This window comes from Ketobacter sp. MCCC 1A13808 (assembly GCF_009746715.1).
In the GTDB taxonomy this organism is placed as follows: Bacteria; Pseudomonadota; Gammaproteobacteria; order Pseudomonadales; family Ketobacteraceae; genus Ketobacter.
In genome coordinates, this window is record NZ_VRKW01000004.1 from 13,738 (window position 1) to 33,104 (window position 19,367).

Annotated in this window: 14 protein-coding genes; 8 read left to right on the forward strand and 6 right to left on the reverse strand. The window is 49.2% G+C overall.

Annotation, left to right across the window (positions count from 1 at the left end):
* The first annotated feature begins 22 nt into the window (after window positions 1–22).
* Both FT643_RS09645 and FT643_RS09650 read left to right on the forward strand, forming a co-directional pair.
* Window positions 23–748 (forward strand): phosphoadenylyl-sulfate reductase, encoded by a 726-nt coding sequence (locus FT643_RS09645; RefSeq protein WP_305047333.1) that lies wholly within the window; start codon window positions 23–25, stop codon window positions 746–748.
* A gap of 27 nt (window positions 749–775) precedes the next feature.
* Window positions 776–1,111: a hypothetical protein gene (locus tag FT643_RS09650; protein WP_156871196.1), complete on the forward strand. Its 336-nt coding sequence runs from the start codon at window positions 776–778 to the stop codon at window positions 1,109–1,111.
* Between the two features lie 441 nt (window positions 1,112–1,552).
* Here the strand turns inward: FT643_RS09650 and cysB are convergent, their stop codons facing one another.
* On the reverse strand, window positions 1,553–2,524 hold the full coding sequence (cysB, locus tag FT643_RS09655) for an HTH-type transcriptional regulator CysB (RefSeq protein WP_156871197.1): 972 nt from the start codon (window positions 2,522–2,524) through the stop codon (window positions 1,553–1,555).
* A 172-nt stretch (window positions 2,525–2,696) separates the two neighbouring features.
* On the opposite strand from cysB, the gene FT643_RS09660 reads away from it, so the two are divergent.
* Window positions 2,697–3,482 carry a sulfite exporter TauE/SafE family protein gene (locus tag FT643_RS09660; protein WP_156871198.1) on the forward strand — a complete coding sequence of 262 codons (786 nt, stop codon included), beginning with the start codon at window positions 2,697–2,699 and terminating at the stop codon, window positions 3,480–3,482.
* On the opposite strand, the gene FT643_RS09665 is transcribed toward FT643_RS09660, so the two are convergent.
* Window positions 3,463–3,990, reverse strand: coding sequence for a universal stress protein (locus tag FT643_RS09665; RefSeq protein WP_156871199.1), 528 nt, complete (start codon window positions 3,988–3,990; stop codon window positions 3,463–3,465). The two genes, FT643_RS09660 and FT643_RS09665, sit on opposite strands and share 20 nt — an antisense overlap.
* A gap of 307 nt (window positions 3,991–4,297) precedes the next feature.
* Between FT643_RS09665 and FT643_RS09670 the strand changes: the two genes are divergently transcribed.
* A complete protein-coding gene (locus tag FT643_RS09670; RefSeq protein WP_156871200.1) occupies window positions 4,298–4,783 on the forward strand; it encodes a hypothetical protein in 486 nt (161 codons plus the stop codon).
* A gap of 34 nt (window positions 4,784–4,817) precedes the next feature.
* Here the strand turns inward: FT643_RS09670 and FT643_RS09675 are convergent, their stop codons facing one another.
* Genes FT643_RS09675 through FT643_RS09685 form a run of 3 tightly spaced genes read right to left on the reverse strand, consistent with a single transcriptional unit; the run spans window position 4,818 to window position 11,858 of the window.
* Window positions 4,818–5,738, reverse strand: a complete 921-nt coding sequence (locus tag FT643_RS09675) for a 5'-nucleotidase (protein ID WP_156871201.1) — start codon at window positions 5,736–5,738, stop codon at window positions 4,818–4,820.
* Complete coding sequence (locus FT643_RS09680) at window positions 5,738–9,166, reverse strand: UvrD-helicase domain-containing protein (RefSeq protein ID WP_156871202.1); 3,429 nt, start codon at window positions 9,164–9,166, stop codon at window positions 5,738–5,740. Before FT643_RS09680 ends, FT643_RS09675 begins: the two co-directional genes overlap by 1 nt.
* On the reverse strand, window positions 9,153–11,858 hold the full coding sequence (locus FT643_RS09685) for a PD-(D/E)XK nuclease family protein (protein WP_156871203.1): 2,706 nt from the start codon (window positions 11,856–11,858) through the stop codon (window positions 9,153–9,155). Before FT643_RS09685 ends, FT643_RS09680 begins: the two co-directional genes overlap by 14 nt.
* A gap of 168 nt (window positions 11,859–12,026) precedes the next feature.
* On the opposite strand from FT643_RS09685, the gene FT643_RS09690 reads away from it, so the two are divergent.
* Window positions 12,027–13,094 (forward strand): 3-deoxy-7-phosphoheptulonate synthase, encoded by a 1,068-nt coding sequence (locus FT643_RS09690; RefSeq protein WP_156871204.1) that lies wholly within the window; start codon window positions 12,027–12,029, stop codon window positions 13,092–13,094.
* 71 nt (window positions 13,095–13,165) lie between these two features.
* On the opposite strand, the gene nfuA is transcribed toward FT643_RS09690, so the two are convergent.
* On the reverse strand, window positions 13,166–13,762 hold the full coding sequence (gene nfuA, locus FT643_RS09695) for a Fe-S biogenesis protein NfuA (protein ID WP_156871205.1): 597 nt from the start codon (window positions 13,760–13,762) through the stop codon (window positions 13,166–13,168).
* Window positions 13,763–13,974: 212 nt separating this feature from the next.
* Between nfuA and metH the strand changes: the two genes are divergently transcribed.
* The 3 genes from metH to FT643_RS09710 all read left to right on the forward strand — a co-directional run bounded on the left by metH (window position 13,975) and on the right by FT643_RS09710 (window position 19,353).
* A complete protein-coding gene (gene metH, locus FT643_RS09700; RefSeq protein WP_156871206.1) occupies window positions 13,975–17,661 on the forward strand; it encodes a methionine synthase in 3,687 nt (1,228 codons plus the stop codon).
* Window positions 17,662–17,743: 82 nt separating this feature from the next.
* Complete coding sequence (locus FT643_RS09705) at window positions 17,744–19,081, forward strand: MATE family efflux transporter (protein WP_156871207.1); 1,338 nt, start codon at window positions 17,744–17,746, stop codon at window positions 19,079–19,081.
* On the forward strand, window positions 19,045–19,353 hold the full coding sequence (locus tag FT643_RS09710) for a DUF2970 domain-containing protein (RefSeq protein ID WP_156871208.1): 309 nt from the start codon (window positions 19,045–19,047) through the stop codon (window positions 19,351–19,353). The genes FT643_RS09705 and FT643_RS09710 overlap by 37 nt, the downstream gene beginning before the upstream one ends.
* The last annotated feature ends 14 nt before the right edge of the window (window positions 19,354–19,367 follow it).

A 19,367-nucleotide genomic window follows, 5' to 3' on the forward strand; every position in this document is an offset into this window, starting at 1 on the left:
AACTGAGAGGAACGCGATGAGCATGAGCCCGGCTGAAGTGCAGCAATGGAACAGCGATCTCGTAAATAAAACACCACAAGAGATCCTGGCTCAAGCACTGCAACGGTTCTCTAACCTGGCGCTCTCTTTCAGCGGAGCAGAAGATGTAGTGTTGCTGGACATGGCCTCCAAACTGGGTCAGCCATTCCGGGCTTTCACACTGGACACCGGGCGCTTACACGCAGAAACCTATCAATTTCTGGAGCAGGTCAGGGAGCGTTATGGCATCACAATTGAAGTCGCGTTCCCGAATCCGGCCCAGGTCGAAAAGATGGTCAACGAAAAAGGCCTGTTTAGCTTTTATCACGAGGACCATAAAGAGTGTTGTGCCATCCGCAAAGTCGGCCCCCTGCGACGCAAGTTGGTGGGATTGGACGCATGGATAACCGGTCAACGAAAGGACCAGAGTCCGGACACCCGGGTTGATATTCCTGTAGTTCAGATTGACGCTGCTTTTTCCTCAAACGCCCATACCCTATTAAAATTTAACCCCCTGGCTAACTGGACCTCCGCTCAGGTGTGGCAATATATCAGGTCAAACCGGATCCCCTACAACAGCCTGCACGACAAGGGATACATCAGTATTGGTTGCGAACCCTGCACTAGGGCAGTGCTCCCACACCAACATGAACGTGAAGGTCGTTGGTGGTGGGAAGATGCGACGGACAAAGAATGCGGCTTACATTCCATTAATCTGAACAGCAAATAAACCTTTGCGACCCTTAAGGCGGTATATATGAAAATTACGTTCGTGGAAAAAATACTACCCGACGGGTCTCCCTGTAAGAAGTGTGGAGAGGTAATTAGCAGGATGGAAGAAAGCGGCCAAATGCAACGTATTGACGAGATTTTGGTTGCCGACGAAAGAGATCCGGCAAGCCCGGGCATGCAGCTGGCGAGAGAACTCAACGTGGACCGCGCGCCCTTTTTCGTAGTGGACCACGATGACGGCAGGCAGGATATTTACACCGTTTACTTCAAGTTTGTTAAAGAAGTGATAGAAGAAGACACCGACGAAGCTGACGACCTGCAAGAGTTGCTGAACGACAACCCTGACCTGGATAGGCTGTGAGCACCCGGTTAAATATGAGGATAGTCCTAGTGTTTTTGCTGGCGGGGGGGCTTATGGCCGTTCCGGCATTCGCCCCGAGTCCGGATCAACCCAGATACATGCAGTTGCTTGCGGGGAGCCTGCAACTCTCGGACGACTCCGTCGCGGTAACCTACGACTAGGTTAGCTATGTAGGCACCGTTGATGACCTCCCCTATTTCGGCGGGCCGGCTGCCGAAATCAGCATAACCGACCACTACTGGATTGGACTCGACGCGCGCGATGTGGATTCCGAACTCGACCTGTCTGAGTCGCTGGGTAATTTTGATATTAAGGGAACCCTCTACCTGCTGAGCGTAACCGCCCGATAATGAGCTCCGGTGGTAGTTTTGTCGAAACGAAAAAAAGCCCTGGCACCATTACAGCGCCAGGGCTTCTTCTGCTGAGGAAGTCAGGTTGCAGTTACAGCATTGGAAGCTGTATATGCGTGAAGAGTTCATCCAGTTCCGAACGGGTGTGTCGATCGACCGCCTCATTAACCACTTCTTTGGTCAGATGAGGCGCAAATAATTCGATAAAGTCATACATAAAACCGCGAAGGAAAGTGCCGCGGCGGAAGCCTATCTTAGTGACACTGGGCTCGAATAAATGAGAGGCGTCCAGGGCCACCAAATCCGGATCGTCAATATCACAGGCCATCTTTGCCACTATGCCCACACCAAGGCCTAATTTGACATAGGTTTTGATAACGTCTGCGTCGGCCGCCGTGAACACGACTTTGGGTGAGAGCCCTTTATCAAGGAAGGCATCGTCTAATTTCGAGCGTCCGGTGAACCCAAAGGTATAGGTGACGATAGGTTGGCGTGCCACTTCTTCCAGCGTCACTTTTGAAGACTGTGCCAACGGATGATTGCGGGGAACAATGATGGCTCTATTCCAGGAATAACACGGCATCATTATAAGGTCACCGAATAGCTCCAGCGCTTCCGTCGCAATAGCAAAATCAACGGTGCCATCTGCTGCCATTTCAGAAATTTGTATCGGTGTACCCTGATGCATATGTAAAGACACTTCGGGGTATTTATCTATGAAAGTCTCAATCACGTTAGGAAGAACATAGCGGGCCTGTGTATGAGTGGTAGCTAAAGACAGGCTACCTCGACTTTCATCACTGAATTCTTGTGCAACCTGCTTTATGCTATCGACTTTACGCAGGATTTCACCTGCGATCTTCAGAATTGCTTCACCGGCCGGGGTAACCCGAGTGAGGTGTTTTCCGCTTCTCGAGAAGATTTCGACACCCAACTCATCTTCCAGTAAACGAATTTGCTTACTGATCCCCGGTTGTGATGTATACAGGCTTTGTGCCGTTACTGATACGTTCAGGTCATGTCGCGCCACTTCCCATATGTAACGCAATTGCTGAAGTTTCATTTATATCCCTCCCCCTTCCTGTTTTTTTTCGCACTGGGGTTATAACAATATGAAAATATATTCCTTTGCAGAATAGGACACAATGCGTAACTTTACCAACCACAAAACTTAAGAAACATAATATTTTTTAACTTTTTGCCTTCAAAACCAATACGGGGTTGCCAATTCTGCGATGGAATTTATTGCTTATATAGTAGCCGGGGCGGCTGTGGGCTTTGCGGTCGGAGTGACCGGTGTCGGCGGTGGATCGTTGATGACACCTATATTAATGCTTTTCGGATTTCAGCCTCATGTGGCTGTCGGCACCGACCTGCTATATGCTGCTATAACCAAGACCGGGGGAGTTTTGGCTCACCGCCAGCGATCCACCGTCCGTTGGGATATTGTCGCATTTCTTTCCCTGGGCAGCATTCCCGCGAGCCTGGCCACCATATACGCGTTGTATCGCTACTTTCCCGATGCCAACGCTTATAGCCACCTTTTAAGCTCCATGCTGGGTGTGATGTTGATTCTTACCTCTGTTGTTCTGTTATTCAGGAAGAGAATCATCTCTGGCTCGCTGCAGGAAAATCCGTTTACTCTACTCTCGCACTTACAAAGCCGCTCAAAAGTTTATACCTGGGTTATGGGGATAGTACTAGGAGTAATGGTAACGCTTTCTTCGGTCGGGGCTGGTGCTTTCGGTGCGGCAGTCTTGCTGATGCTCTACCCTCGCCTGGCTACAATAAAAGTGGTTGGTACAGACATAGCCCATGCAGTGCCACTAACACTCGTGGCAGGTATGGGACATTTACTGCTGGGAAACGTGAACTACGTACTACTGGGTTCGTTATTAATAGGCTCATTACCGGCCATTTATTTGGGGACACAATTAGCAACCCGATTGCCGGAAAAACTATTGCAATCCGTACTGGCCAGCATGCTGTTATTTATGGGCGTTAAATACGCTTTCTTTTAACCACTAACCCGTTCGTTTGCCGGTTACGAATCATTGTAGTCGGCACCAGATAGATGGGAATATCAGAAAGCTGCATGACTTTCGAGGCAACGGAACCGATAGCGGTGCTGTTTTCTGACTGTCGGCCATGAGTGCCCATTACAATTAAATCGACTTGTAACATAGAGGCCGTATCCAAAATCACCTGACTGGGATCCCCGCCGATTACTTGCACTTCGCCGATGCGGTCCCGAGCCAGGTCGAAATCGATAAAATCGTCTTCAAATGCCTGACGCACGCGGGCGCTGATGGTTGCCATCACTGCTTCGTAGCCGTGCGTTTTCATGGCGCTCTTATCTTCATTGGGAACGTAGGTTTCCAGAATGGCATCAGCGAACACACTGACTGGCTCAACTGCATGAACCACAGTTACCTGCGCATCATGCTTAATAGCAAGTTCACATACGTGCTCAAGAATATAGGGGCCATAAAGGCCCAAATCGGTTGCGTATAATATTTTATTTAACATTACTTCACAGAATTAGTACGGCACATAGTGCGTTCTTTGACCATATTTAAATCATAGCAGGCAAGTTTGAAATTGCCCGAAAAAGATCAATGGCTTAGGCCAGATTTCTGGCTAAGCAAATGCTGTTAGGCTCGCAAATAAAGCACCATGCTTTGAATATAAATTGAACATATTGAAAAAGGTCACAGAAAGGTTAAAACAAAGTGGTTTAGCGGCAAAATCCCTACTACTTTTAAAGCACCAAAAAAAGCTCCGTACAATGCGGCACCATTCACTTAAGACAATTTCGAGTCCGGGTAGTAAGACGATGCAGTTTGTGAAGAAGTCTCTGTCATGTTGGGTAGGAACCGTTGCGCTGGCGAGTGCGATTAACGTTTCCGCCTCTGAACTCGCATCGGTCGACGCTCAACTAACAGAAGAGCAGTCTCAATTGTTATACGGATACCATCAGCCCGCGTCCGCTCATTTTGATATGCACTCACTGCATACGGATGCGTTCAGCTCGGACATCACTGCTCTACCACTGCTCTCCCTGCGCTTAACCGCCGCGACCAATAACATGAAAGGCAATACACTGGAGCTGGATGCGCTCTATAAAGGCTGGACGATTGACAGCAATTTTGACGGAGTTAGTTACAGCTCCATGGGTACCTCGATTACGGTCGAATCCCCCATTCGCAAAGCTCTGGACTTTTCCCATTCCATTCGCTCAAAAGTAGAAGACGCCTGCGCCGAGAAAATGCTGGACAAGATGCTGATAGATGGCGCGCTGGGTTTCATTATCAATTGGTAGACAACCTTCTCTTTGCACCGACAAAAAACCATTTTCACTTCTCACTAATGATCACCCTATTGGCTATTCCGTGGGGAACGTGCCCGGCTGCAACGTGCTGGCTGGCAGACCGGCAATGTCCTTCCTGATCATCAAAGAACACATCTGCCCCAAATGCTTTTAAAAATGCCCCTTTGTCTAATCCGCCCAAAAAAAGTGACTCATCAATTCTGATATTCCAGTCGCGTAAAGTCCTGACAACCCGTTCATGAGTCGGGGCGGAACGCGCCGTGACCAGAGCCGTCCGAATCGGGCAGTTTTCTTCTTCGAATTGAGACTGCAGCCGATGCAATGCCTGCAGGAAATGCATAAACGGACCGCCGCGCATCGGAGTTTTTGCGGCCGCTTTCTCAGAAGCGGTAAAGGCTTCTAACCCTTGACTCTGGAATATTTGTTCCGATTCGTCAGAAAACAAAACCGCATCCCCATCAAACGCCATCTTGAGTTCTGTCGTTAGATTTTGCGTCGCTTTACTGGGGGAAATAATGCTGGCAGCGGCATAACCCAAATCCAATGCATTACGCACATCTTCCGGATTGGTGGATAAAAATAGATGTGCACCAAACGCCTCTACATACCGGTAAGGACTTTTGCCTCCGGAAAACGCAGCGCGGGTGATGGGCAAATTCCAATGCTCGATGGAATTGAAAACCCGCAAACCCGTATCAGCTGAATTACGTGAGAGCAGAATCACTTCAACTCCATCGTCGCTTTTAACGCGCTCATTAATCGCTAATAGTTTTTTCACCAAGGGATAAGCTTCCCCTACTTCAAGAGGAATATCCTCGTGCTCAATTTGGTATCGACGATAGGCATCAAGCCCTGCTTCATTGTAAATCTGATGACTTTCCCGCAGATCAAACAGGGCACTGGAGGAAATTGCGATTACCAGCTTTCCGTCAAATGTAATGGGCATTAGAATATAACCTCTTGCAACTGATCAATGAGCGGAAAATATAGATAGGTTCTGGTTTCCATGGGTTTAATGGCGTTCATTGCTGCTTTATAGGTGTAGAGCTGGTCGCGATAGCGCCCACTTTCGTGTTCAAGAAATTCCGTAACCTGCCCCTGCAGGCCTGATTCTGAACCTGGCTCAGATAATTTATAGTCGATGATGTATCTTATGCCATTTTCGACGAAAGTTCGGTCTATCACAAGATGTTGAACAATCTGTTGTTCAGTAACATGGGTAAGCGGCAGTTCGGCATGACTGTCTTCATGGGATTGTAAAAACAGCCAACGGGTGTATTTCGATTGATGTAAATTATCGAGCGCTCTTCGTACCAAAGCGCAAGCAGCGTTTAAATCCTGATCCGACACTCCCCCTCGCGTCAGCTCCAAGCGCAGGAATTCCTGCTGCTGCAATGAGTTCTGCATGAAAGAGGTGGCACCGGACTTTACCCATTGCTCCAAGATGCGATGCACCAAAATGCCGGCTTCCCTTCGGTAGGGAGCGCTTGCTTCAACGGATAAAGACTCGCTATCTGCGTTGGCGATGTAAACAGCGGAGTCTGACGTTGTTACATCACCAGCCGCTTTTTGTGTGCCCAGATGCGTAAAGAGCTGGGGTGTAGCAACCCGGAAAAAGCGCGCCACTTTCCGCGATTCAGCCGCCTCGACCTGGTGGGTAGCAACACCGCTAATATCCTCAATCCGGGGCCAAAGTAACGCCAGCAAACTATTCGAATCCGGTTTTTTCTCCCCTCCTTCACCGTCATCAACCACAATACCCGATAAAAATAGCCGTTGCCTGGCCCGGGTCGCGGCGACATACAACAACCGGCATGCCTCATTGCGGCTACGTTGTTTATTGAGCTCCCATAGATAACGGTACACACTGTTATATTCATTGGACGTTCGGACGTCCAATGGTGCAACGAACAGCTCTTGTTGTTTGCTGGTCAATGACGTCTGCTTGTCAATTAGAATAAGCGGCTTATCATCCGCCCTGGACTTACGTTGCAGCTGTGGCAGAAAAACCACGTCAAATTCCAAGCCCTTTGACTTATGCATTGACATTATCTGAACTGGCTGCACATCCCCTGTAAAATTATCCGGCGGTACATACAGTTCGGAAAGTTTCTTCTGCAAGCGCGCAAAGTCGGGCACATCCGCCAAATAATCTATGCGGTTCAGAAGATCGAAAAAAACATCGATCACCTGCAGTGCGCTTTCATCCGCAAACGCGGCAGGCAGCCCCATCTCGAGCATTAAACGATACAGATTTTCACTCCAGACACGTCGATGGCGCTGCTCAAATGCATTCAGAAAACAGGTGTGCATATAACTCAGTTTACGATGGGTCTCAGGCGTGAAGGGAGATGTATCCAGGTGTAGTAATTTTCTCATTGCTACCCAGGGCACAGGATCCAAAGCAACCAACTGTTCCAGTTCCTGCAACGATACCCCGCACCAGGGCCCTCTTAAAAGGGCGAACCAGGCTATCTTATCGTTGGGTGACCATGCCGCTCGTGCCAATGCCATCAAATCGGAGACCACCTGGCTTTGCTGCAGTGGTTCAATCTCTACTGCCTGGAAGGGAATGCCCCGCTGGCGAAGTACGGCGGCAATGGGCAATACATGATTTTTTCCCTTGACCAATATTGCAATAGTCTGCCCTGACCGTACTTCTGCAATTCGGTCTGCTATCCAGTCCGCTTCAGCCTGAATGCCCGTTGCTTTGAGTACAGTGTCCGTATCCGATTCTGACGACACCCTGAAGAAATCAACACTCACACCGTCGTTCTCAGACCCCGCTTTTGCTGCCACGGAGGGGGCATAAGTCACTGCACCTTTACGTTGATCCGATTGCGAAGGAAAACAGTGATGGAATGTAGCATTGATCCAACGAATGATCGTCGCTGAAGACCGAAAATTAGTGGATAATAAAAGAGGGGTTAACTCAATTGTACCCAGCGCCTGTTGCTTCCACAAACGCAAGAACAAGCCAACGTCGGCTTGGCGAAACGCATAGATCGACTGCATTGGATCGCCAACCAAAAACAAAGATCGGCCGTCACCCCGCTCCCAACCGGCAGTTAAACGTTCCAAAAGCTCAATCTGAATAAAGGACGTATCCTGAAATTCATCGATAAGTATGTGACTGATCGACGCATCCAGAATTAAAGCGACATCATTGGGAGCGTCAGGTTCACCCAGGGTCGTCAGAGCAGCTAAAGCGATCTCGGAAAAATCCACTTGCTGCTTCTGACTGAAAACCAGTTTTAGATGTGCCGCACTGTAGCGAACGATCAGCATTAAATCCTGCAACAATTGCCAATTGTTTTGGTCCAGCTGATCTGACGGCAGGCTTATAAAATCAAGCAACATCGTGAGCCCGGGTTCGCCGCTACTTTCCATGCGTTGAACAAACGCGTTCGCCCTTGCCTTATATTCTGAGGCTGCCTTTTTCTCTGCTCCGGTTCCCGTGGGAAAACCATCCCGTTTGTCGAAACGAGCACGCAGCTTGGGTGGCTTTGCTTTGGTAACAAATAGCGAAAGCTTTGTCTTTTCTGAGTCAAACTCGGACTGATGCTCTGGATTGTTAACATTGAGGATAGGGTGCTGTGAGCCCGCCAAGGCAAGTTGGTTCGCCGCATACGCAGTAATTGATTCCAGCTCGTTCTGAAAATCACTGGTGTACAGATCGAAAAATTGATCGCGTGCATCCCGGTTTATATTAAAAAGCGATTGTTCCAGCAATAATCGGAGCTGTTCCGGATTGGAATGCAGGTCCGTTACATCCTGCAACCAGTGATCGCGCTGCGCTAACATCTGGCACAACATCCCTTCCAACTTTTGGTATTGATTATCCAGAAATCCCAGCACCCGTCGCAAAGCGTCACCAAGGGCATCAGTTTCATCCAGCGACTTCAGACATTCTTGAGCCGCCTCGGAATACAATTCAGCCGGGTCCTCTGCTACCCCGAATTGCACACCCAATCCGGAAGACAGCGGTCGATTGCGCACGATACTGCTGCAGAAACTGTCGATTGTTTGTAGATGAAGCCTGTTTTGATTTTGTTGCAGACCCCAGTTCAGAGCGTGGTCTCGCTCAAGAACCTGTTTTGCAAGCCAATAGAATTGCCGATCATACTCATTATCAGGCTCCCGGCTGCTGGCTGCACTGTCAAGCGCTTCCATCACCCGTACTCGCATTTCGGCTGCCGCCTTACGGGTAAACGTAATAGCCAATATATCTTCCGGCTTATCGACCACGGTAAGCAAAGTCAATATTCTTAAGGTGAGTACACCCGTTTTACCCGATCCTGCGGGCGCCTGGACGATGTAACTATTGCGTATATCGAGCGCCTGTTGTCGCTCTGTCAAATCAGCTATCGGCACCGTTTAACTCCTTTATGCGACAGACCGAACTCAAATGACAATATTGGCAAGTGGTTTCTTTTAGGGGCGTGACGGTCGCGTGCCCTTGAAGAAATTCCTGAGCTAGCAGTTCCAGCGTATGCTTCCATTGTTGAACCTGGCTATCCCAGCCCTCAACCGGCGTTTTCACGGTACGCAGCTTTTTCTCGCTAAAACCAATGCCTTCCTCTCCCAGTCCTTGCCACTCACTCTTGTCAGGTCGCACAATTGCAAAATAAACGCCTCTCGTTTGTGCGGGATCCAGCAATGTATAAAGCGGTAATTGAGGTTCTTCAGGTCGCTCACCCAACCAGGAACTGGTCGTAACAGAACCTGTTTTATAGTCGATAACGATCTTGCTACCGTCTTCCAGCTCGTCAATGCGATCGACAGTCAGACTCAACTCCAGCCCTGCTACATTGATCGATTGCCTTTTCTCTATACGGTCTATGGTGAAGGGTTGCCGAAGTACCTCACTGTTTAGTATCCAGCTTTTCAGGGCAGAGAACGTGCGTGCGTGCTCCAATGCGTAGAGCGCTTCCGGCGTCAGATGGATTCGCTTCCTGAATTCGAGCATTTCTCGATTAATTAAATCGTCAAGATGAGAATCAAATACCGTTTCATCCATTACTAATGCATTCAGTTCGGCGGAGCTGTTAATTGAAGTCCAAAACGACTCCAACACTTTGTGAATTAAGCTACCCCGGTCGCTGGCTTTGACACCGTCCTGCATTTGTTCGGGCGACCGTATTCCCAACCGATATTCAGCGAACGATTTAAACGGGCATAGCGATTGTGCTTTGATGAGGGCGCTGCCTCCTTTTGTTCGGCCATCCTCCACAACGCTGCCCTTTTCATCTGCGGGTAGAGTATCGATCAATTCGAACAGAGGTCGCTGCTGTTTCGCACGTGACTCTGCGTCTAAATTTTCAGAGCGAAACCGGGCTGTGGGTATATCCGCCAGCAATGGGGACAGCAGGTGTTCTACCTCCCCTTCAAATTGAGACCAGCCGAACATAACCATTTTTGCTGCACTGCGAAACCCCGACAACATCGCTTTTGCATAAGCCAGTTCACGCTCAGGACCCGAACCTGGCATATTAAATTTGACCAGCGTCCTGCGTGGCAAAAGCGGATTCGGCGTGGTTATCTGTGGCCAATTCACACTTTCACATTCACAGACCCACAAGGCATCAAAATTTAATCCGGAGGCTTCCAGTGAGCCCATGATCTGAATGGGTGCGGTTTCGGTTTGCGGCTGAAACACAATAGATCGGGTCTGAATACCCAGTTCCCGAACAAACTCCCCCCAGGTGACCGTAGTTAGATAGGGGTCTAGTTCCCAGGAAGTGCGTAGCATTTCCCTGAACCGTTGCATTATCTGATATTCGGAACTGCCCAGCGTTCTGTGTTGCCCCCAAGACAATGCCCGGGTAAATCGCTCGAGCCAGCTTAACCATTGTCCGAATCCGTGTTTTTTATTCAAATGCAAAAGACTCTGATTATCTTCCACTTCCAGCAGTGGGGTGCCGGATTCCGTTGACTCTGGCAACGGAGTATCCAGTAAAAATGCACTCCACAACGTTTCAATCTGATCCAGGTTATAGCGGGCCCGGTTACTTTGCTTAAGTGATTCCACAAAGCGGTCGAATAATTCAAAACGTGTGAGCGCATCGAGCTGTTTTAAGGACCCGGCAGCCAACTTAAAATACGGACTTTTGAGCAGAATATCCCACTCCGCAAGACTCAGGCTTGCTTTCAACCCGCCAAGTAAAAGTAACAAATGCGCAACGATCGGATACTGGGATAGTGGCTGCCCCGCCGTAATGTTAATCACGTCTTGCCACGGGCCCTGAATTTTATCTTTGTTAGCAGATGCAATATCCTCGCAGAATTGCTGTAACTTCAAACGGCTGGATTGCAAATTAGGCACCACAATGCCAACACGGATAGATGGCTGACTAAGCCATTGCTCCACGCCCCAAAGTAGCGCCTGCCGGAATTGATCGACGTAGTCAGCGTGGGCAATTGTAAAGAGCTCACCCGCAATCCGCTTTTGTCCGGAAATGTGAACGCCGATTCCGGACTGCTCAAGCCAGTCTTTCAGACGCAACAGACCTGGCTCACTCACATCATTGAAGCCGTGCAGATAGACATTTTTAATTCGCTCACGGGACACCTTAACGTGCTTGATCAACAGTTCAGGAATAGCAACCGGGTCGATACTGTTCAGCGATTCAAGACGGGCAACGTATAAACGGTAACAGTGACAAAAAAACCGGTTTTCCGGTGTTTCAAGTTGCTGCCAATCATCGGGGGCAAGCAGCCAACGCTTAATCAATCCGCGGGCCTGGATACAGAGTTGTACAACGCCTTCCAGATCCATACCCGGCTCCAGCTCATTTTCGACTATGGAGGACCAGAGCACCCGGCTTTGTAATTGCGTTAATAACGTTGGAAACGGGTCATGTCCATCACTCAAGGCATGCTGGTGAAACAATTCCTGTAACCAACTATCAATGGGTAACGCCTGGGGCGGTTGCCAAGCCAGCTTGCCTTGTTGCAGCATCCATTGTTCATAATCGTTCATTAACCAAGCGGAAAGCCGGCGATTGGGGGTCAGAATCAGATCGGTGACGGTAAGGCTGTCAAAGGCCAGAGTTTGCGGAATCACGGTTTGGTTTTAACCATCCTGTAATCTGTCATAGGTTTTATATATCAACATAATTATTGAAATTGCGGAAATTATTCAGTTCGCTGTGTGCCACTAGCGCCTTTATTACGCTAGAATCGGGGTTTGCACATGATACCTGAAAGCTATATTAAATAGGATCCAAGAATAATGTCTCAGAACAATGTGGACAATCTGAATGTCGCCTCGCAAGAGGTGTTGATTACACCCAAACAATTGAAACAGGAAATCCCCCTTACCGATAAGGCTGAAGCCGTCGTATTAGCAGGCCGACAGGCCGTGAGGGATATTCTTGACCGCAAAGACCACCGATTGTTTATTGTAATAGGTCCCTGTTCTATCCATGACGTAGACGCCGCGATGGATTATGCTCAGCGGTTGAAAGCACTGGCTGATGAGGTTTCCGACAGCATTCTGCTCATCATGCGGGTATATTTCGAGAAGCCTCGCACCACAGTGGGCTGGAAAGGCCTGATCAACGACCCCTATCTGAATGACACATTCAAAATTCAGGACGGCTTACACATCGCCCGTAAGCTGTTGGTCGACCTCTCGGAAGTCGGATTGCCGCTGGCGACCGAAGCGCTGGACCCGATTTCTCCGCAGTATCTGCAAGACCTTATAAGCTGGTCCGCTATTGGAGCCCGAACAACCGAATCCCAAACACACCGAGAAATGTCTAGCGGATTGTCATCCGCTGTCGGCTTCAAAAATGGAACCGACGGCAGTCTGACTGTCGCAACCAACGCACTGCAATCGGTGCTGAGCCCCCACAGTTTTCTGGGCATAAACCAGGAAGGCCAGGTTGCGATCATCAATACCCGCGGCAATAACTATGGCCACGTAGTGTTACGCGGCGGTGGCGGCAAGCCCAATTACGATTCAGTGAGTGTTGCTTTAGCAGAGCAAGCGCTGGAAAAAGAAAAACTGACGCCCAATATCATGGTCGATTGCAGCCACGCAAACTCCAACAAAGACCCCGGGTTACAACCCTTGGTGATGGACAATGTAAGTAACCAGATACTGGAAGGAAACAAATCCATTATCGGGCTTATGGTGGAAAGCCATATCAATTGGGGCAGCCAGAGCATTACGGAAGACCACGCACAAATGAAATACGGTGTTTCGGTCACAGATGCGTGTATTGATTGGGAAACCACAGAGAAAAGCGTCAGGAGCATGCATAAGAAGCTGAAAGATGTTCTGAAAAGTCGCTGATCGAGACTGTTTCAAACCCGCAAAAAAGGCCCCTTAGGGGCCTTTTTTGCGGGTGCCAATCCTGTCAAACGCTACTTAAAGTATGCGTTCTCATTGACACTGTGATCGGTATCGTCGGTCACTCTTTTCAGTTGCGGCACTTTTTCCAGCAACGTCTTCTCAATGCCTTCCTTTAAGGTAACGTCAACCATTCCACAGCCCTGACAACCACCACCAAATTTAAGCACGGCGACGGTGTCTTCTTCGGCCAGCCCGATGAGCTGAACATTACCACCGTGTGAAGCTAACTGCGGGTTGATTTCACTGTACAGGATGTAATTGACTTTCTGCTCCACCGTCGCATTTTCGTCAATTTGAGGCACTTTGGACTTGGGTGCACGGAAAGTCAGCTGACCACCCATCCGGTCCTTGGCATAATCAATCACCGCATCTTCGAGAAAAGGAGCGCTTTCCGCGTCGATAAAGGCGCTGAAACCTTCGAACTCCAACTTGGTGTCCGCAGCATCCTCTTCGCCTGCTGCGCTGTAAGCCATACAGCACTCCGCGTAGGGCGTGCCCGGGCGCTCAACGAAAATACGAACCCCCATACCCTCGCTGTCCTGCTTGGAAAGCAGGTCGACAAGGTATTCCTGGGCTGATTCTGTGACGGTAATAGTACTATCTGACATGGTATAACCTATAAATCTCAATGCTATTAGAGGATACCGTCTTAGCGTCTAAAAACCAAGCGCTGCACTCGGGTATTGATGTATGAAATTTACAATAGCCAGCGTGAAAAATTATCAGGGACGGCAACCGCTCTCTCTATATCTGATCTGTTACAATACCGCAACTTAACGCACACCGCCTAATTTCACCCGATAAGAGCTTGATATTAAAAATGAAAGTCCTTCAAGAACGACTTGCCAGTTTAACCTCTGCCCTCTCCCGCCGTATCCTGATTCTTGACGGAGCTATGGGAACCATGATTCAGGGTTACCAATTGCAAGAGCAGGATTACCGGTCTGAGTTATTCCGGGATCATCACAAAGATCTTAAGGGAAACAATGACTTACTCACTCTTACTCGGCCTGACGTCATCAAAAACATCCATCGGGCGTATCTCGACGTCGGCGCAGATATCGTCGAAACCAATACATTCAATTCAACAGCCGTTTCCCAGGCTGATTATGACCTTGAAGAGCAGGTCTACCGGTTAAATAAAGAAGGCGCAGCTTTGGCCCGTCAGGTGTGCGATGAAAAAACGCTGGAAAACCCCGATAAACCGCGTTTCGTTGCCGGAGTCTTGGGCCCCACCAGCCGCACCTGCTCGATCTCACCCGACGTAAACCGACCGGAATATCGCAACGTCACCTTTGACCAGCTGGTGGAGAACTACACGGAAGCCACTCGTGGCCTGATTGACGGGGGGGCGGACATCATACTAATAGAAACCGTGTTTGATACCCTTAACTGCCGCGCCGCCATATTCGCCGTTCGTCGTTACTTTACTGATCACGATATTGAATTGCCTATCATGATCTCCGGTACCATCACTGACGCCAGTGGCCGAACACTGTCCGGACAAACTACAGAAGCGTTTTATACTTCGATCGCTCACGCCAAGCCCCTCAGCGTCGGTCTAAACTGCGCATTGGGAGCCGAGCAATTGCGCCCTTACGTGGAAGAGCTGTCGCGTGTTGCCGAATGCAACGTCAGTGCCCATCCCAACGCAGGACTACCGAATGAATTCGGTGAATACGACCAGACTGCGGAAGAAATGGCAGCAATCGTGAAAGAATTCGCTCTAAGTGGTTTCGTGAATATCATCGGAGGCTGCTGTGGCACCTCTCCGGAGCATATAAAAGCCATAGCTCAAGCAATGGAGGGGGTCTCCCCGCGGACTCTTCCCACAGTAACACCGGCACTGAGGCTTTCCGGTCTGGAGCCCTTCACGGTGTTCGAACACGCTTTATTCGTAAACGTAGGCGAGCGCACAAACGTCACCGGCTCTGCCAAGTTCCGCCGACTGATTAAAGAAGAACAATTCGAAGAAGCGTTACAAGTAGCCCGCGACCAGGTTGAAAACGGCGCTCAGATCATCGACATCAACATGGATGAAGGCATGCTGGATTCCGAGGCTGCGATGATTACCTTTCTACATTTGATCGGTTCGGAGCCGGAAATAAGCCGGGTCCCGATCATGATCGATTCTTCAAAATGGGAAATTATCGAGTCAGGTCTCAAATGTATTCAGGGAAAAGGCGTAGTGAACTCCATCAGCCTGAAAGAAGGCGAAGCCGAATTTGTGGAGCGCGCGCGACTTTGTATGGAATACGGCGCGGCCATCGTCGTCATGGCGTTTGACGAAGATGGACAAGCCGACACTGTCGCGCGCAAAAAAGAGATCGTAAAACGCTCCTATGACTTATTGGTAAGCATCGGCTTCCCTCCCCAGGACATTATTTTCGATCCCAACGTGTTTGCTGTTGCTACCGGCATCGACGAGCATAACAACTACGCCGTGGATTTCATTGAAGCTTGTGCTTATATCCGCGACAACCTCCCTCACGCCCATACCTCCGGTGGTATCAGCAATGTTTCGTTTTCGTTTCGTGGTAATGATCTGGTGCGCGAAGCTATCCACGCGGTCTTTCTTTACCATGCCATAAAAGCCGGCCTCACCATGGGTATTGTCAACGCAGGTCAACTGGCGATATACGAGGACATCAAACCGGAGTTACGAGAACGGGTTGAAGACGTAATTCTGAATAGGCGCGACGACGCCACCGACCGTTTGCTTGAAATTGCAGAACAATTTCGTGGGGAAGGTGGACAAAAAGTTAAAGAGGACGATGCTTGGCGCGAATTACCGGTTACTAAACGGCTGGAGCATGCACTGGTCAAAGGTATCACCAACTATATTATTGAAGATACTGAAGAAGCCCGGCTGCAGGCAGAGCAACCGATCGAAGTCATTGAAGGTCCATTAATGGATGGTATGAATGTCGTCGGTGACTTGTTTGGCCAAGGCAAAATGTTTTTGCCCCAGGTAGTTAAAAGTGCCCGGGTCATGAAGCAGTCGGTAGCGCACCTGATTCCCTATATCGAAGCCAGCAAAGGTGAGATGACAAAAGCCAACGGAAAAATTCTGATGGCGACGGTTAAAGGCGACGTACACGATATCGGCAAAAATATAGTAGGCGTCGTGCTTCAGTGTAATAATTTTGAGGTGATCGATCTGGGCGTTATGGTGCCCTGCGATAAAATCCTGGCAGAAGCAAAAGCGCATAATGTTGACATCATCGGACTGAGCGGGTTGATCACCCCTTCTCTGGACGAAATGGTCCACGTCGCAAAAGAGATGGAGCGACTTGATATTAATCTGCCACTTATGATTGGCGGTGCAACCACTTCCAAAGCGCACACGGCAGTGAAGATTGACCCCCAGTACCACAAGGCGCCGGTGGTCTACGTGGCGGATGCTTCCCGTAGTGTCAACGTCGCGGCCAATCTTCTTGATTCCAGGAAGAGACAAACTCTGCAAGAAAGCTTGAATACTGAATACGACACAATTCGAGAACGTAATGCCAAGCGCGGTCAACGCACCAAGCTTTTGAGTTATGATGCCGCCGTTGAAAACCGAATGAAGATCGACTGGGATCATTACACACCGCCTACGCCCTCATTTACTGGCACCCGCGTATTTGAAGATTACCCGCTTCAGGAACTGATCGATCGTATCGACTGGACACCCTTCTTTATCTCCTGGGAATTGTCAGGCAAATACCCTGCTATTCTGGAAGATAAGGTGGTGGGTGAGCAAGCCACCCAATTGTTCAAAGATGCACAGGAAATGCTAAAACAGGTGGTCGATGAAAAATGGCTAACAGCGCGCGCTGTAATCGGTTTCTGGCCTGCTCAACGGCAAGGTACGGATGACATTGTTATTTGTTCCGACCAAGGTGACGAACTTGCGGTGCTGCACCACCTCCGTCAGCAAACAGACAAAGCCAACGATTCACCCAATTTCTGTCTGTCGGATTATGTCGCGCCTAAAAATACCAAGCAGGATTACATCGGCGGATTCGTGGTGACTGCGGGCATTGGGCTTGACCGGAAGGTAGCAGAATTCGAAGCAAACTATGATGATTACAATGCCATTTTACTGAAATCATTGGCTGATCGCCTGGCGGAGGCAATGGCTGAACGTATGCATGAACGGGTACGCAAAGAGTACTGGGGTTACGCGGCTGACGAAGCACTCAGCAACGTTGAGCTGATCAAAGAAAAATACAGTGGAATTCGTCCTGCCCCGGGCTATCCCGCCTGCCCGGACCACACCGAGAAAGCAACGCTGTTCAGGATTCTGGATGCCGAAAAAGCGACGGGCGTACGCATCACAGAACATTTTGCGATGTTTCCGACAGCCGCCGTTAGTGGCTGGTACTTCTCTCACCCGGATTCCAAATACTATGCCGTAGGCAAAATCAATAAAGATCAGGTACAACAATACGCAGAGCGTAAGGGCATGTCTATTGAAGAAACTGAGCGCTGGCTAAGCCCGAATCTGATTTACGACGTCTAATTTATCCGGAGCCTGCCCGATTGGGTATTAATATGTTTTTAGCCACACAGACCTGCTATTTCATGTTGAAAAGATCTATTGAATGAAACACTACTGGCCTACTGGTGAGCGCTTAAAACAAATTGCAATACTGGCGCTTCCCATTATGGCCGGGATGATGTCGCAAAGCCTGCTTAATCTGGTCGACACCTGGATGGTATCGCGCCTGGGGAGCCAGGCTTTAGCGGCAGTGGGGATGGCCAGTAACACCAATTATCTCGCCTCGGCAGCGGTCATGGGTCTCGGCGCAGGCGTTCAGGCGATGGTTGCCCGGCGTAAAGGGGAGGATAATGAGTCCATTCTCGCTTTACCCTTGAATGCCGGATTGCTGATCGCGATCGCAATGGCTTTACCGCTGTTTTTGATTTTTTACTTTGGTGCCACTCCGTTGATGGGGTTTCTACTCAACGACCCTGCCGTGACACCGATGGCAGCCAGTTATTTTGCCATCCGTACCGTTGGTCTTTTCGCCCTGGGCATGAATTTCAGTTTCCGGGGTTACTGGAATGGTATCAATCGATCCATGGTGTATATGCGCACCCTTATATTCATGCATATTTGTAATATATTGCTAAGTTATGGATTGATATTCGGTGCATTCAGCTTACCCGAACTGGGGGTATACGGCGCCGGACTAGGTACCACCCTGGCTCTGTATATCGCCAGTATTCTGTATTTCATACAATGCTGGATGCTGTCACGGGGAAATGGTTTTCTAATTGCGTTACCCGATCTGTTGCAGATCAAAACCACGCTTAAACTGGCCCTACCTAATTCAATTCAGCAGGTATTCTTTGCCGGTGGCCTAACCGTATTATTCTGGATTATCGCCCAGGTAGGCACGCACGAGCTGGCGGTCGGGCATGTATTGATCACGCTGATCCTGTTCCTCATATTACCGTCCATGGGCCTGGGCATGGCGTCCACCTCATTAGTCAGCCAGGCGTTGGGGAGGAAAGACATTGAGGATGCCTTTTTGTGGGGAGTGAACATCACACTGCTGGGTATGGTATTGCTGTGGGCGATTGCGATACCAATGATAATTATTCCCGATAAAGTACTGGGATTATTTTTTTATCAAGCGGAGCTCATTGAATTGGGTCGGCTACCGGTTATCATCACAGGCCTGTTTATTGGTCTGGATGCAGGCGGAATGATTCTGATCCAGGCATTGCTGGGTGCAGGCGCAAGCAAAACCGTAATGAAAATCAGTATCATTTTACAATGGGTTTTCTTCCTCCCCTGCGCTTATATAGTTGGCCCCGTGTTGGGATACGGGTTGCTGGGGATCTGGGTTTTTCAATTGATTCAGCGTCTACTACAAGCCATGATAATGGCGAAAGAATGGAAATCACGACGCTGGGGCAGCATCGTAATCTGAAATATAGGGCATCGAAAATGGCACAGCACCAGAATGAACCGCAAAAAGACACTCCGGAAGCAGCAGAAGACACCAATAGCCGAGGTTTCTTAGGTCTTTTACAAAGTGTTCTGGCAGCCATAATGGGCATTCAGAGTGAGAAAAACCGCGAGGCTGATTTCAAAAAAGGAGATGCCTCTCAATTTATTATGATGGGGATCGTTGCCGTAATCGCGATCGTGGTAACCATGGTTATTGTGGTGAGTAATGTATTGGAATCCGCGGGGCGTTAGCAAATCAGCGTTAT

Bases quoted from the DNA above. Each gene is read 5' to 3' on its own strand.
- FT643_RS09645 (WP_305047333.1), top strand. From the start codon at position 23: ATGAGCCCGGCTGAAGTGCAGCAATGGAACAGCGATCTCGTAAATAAA.
- FT643_RS09650 (WP_156871196.1), top strand. From the start codon at position 776: ATGAAAATTACGTTCGTGGAAAAAATACTACCCGACGGGTCTCCCTGT.
- cysB (WP_156871197.1), bottom strand. From the start codon at position 2,524: ATGAAACTTCAGCAATTGCGTTACATATGGGAAGTGGCGCGACATGAC.
- FT643_RS09660 (WP_156871198.1), top strand. From the start codon at position 2,697: ATGGAATTTATTGCTTATATAGTAGCCGGGGCGGCTGTGGGCTTTGCG.
- FT643_RS09665 (WP_156871199.1), bottom strand. From the start codon at position 3,990: ATGTTAAATAAAATATTATACGCAACCGATTTGGGCCTTTATGGCCCC.
- FT643_RS09670 (WP_156871200.1), top strand. From the start codon at position 4,298: ATGCAGTTTGTGAAGAAGTCTCTGTCATGTTGGGTAGGAACCGTTGCG.
- FT643_RS09675 (WP_156871201.1), bottom strand. From the start codon at position 5,738: ATGCCCATTACATTTGACGGAAAGCTGGTAATCGCAATTTCCTCCAGT.
- FT643_RS09690 (WP_156871204.1), top strand. From the start codon at position 12,027: ATGTCTCAGAACAATGTGGACAATCTGAATGTCGCCTCGCAAGAGGTG.
- nfuA (WP_156871205.1), bottom strand. From the start codon at position 13,762: ATGTCAGATAGTACTATTACCGTCACAGAATCAGCCCAGGAATACCTT.
- metH (WP_156871206.1), top strand. From the start codon at position 13,975: ATGAAAGTCCTTCAAGAACGACTTGCCAGTTTAACCTCTGCCCTCTCC.
- FT643_RS09705 (WP_156871207.1), top strand. From the start codon at position 17,744: ATGAAACACTACTGGCCTACTGGTGAGCGCTTAAAACAAATTGCAATA.
- FT643_RS09710 (WP_156871208.1), top strand. From the start codon at position 19,045: ATGGAAATCACGACGCTGGGGCAGCATCGTAATCTGAAATATAGGGCA.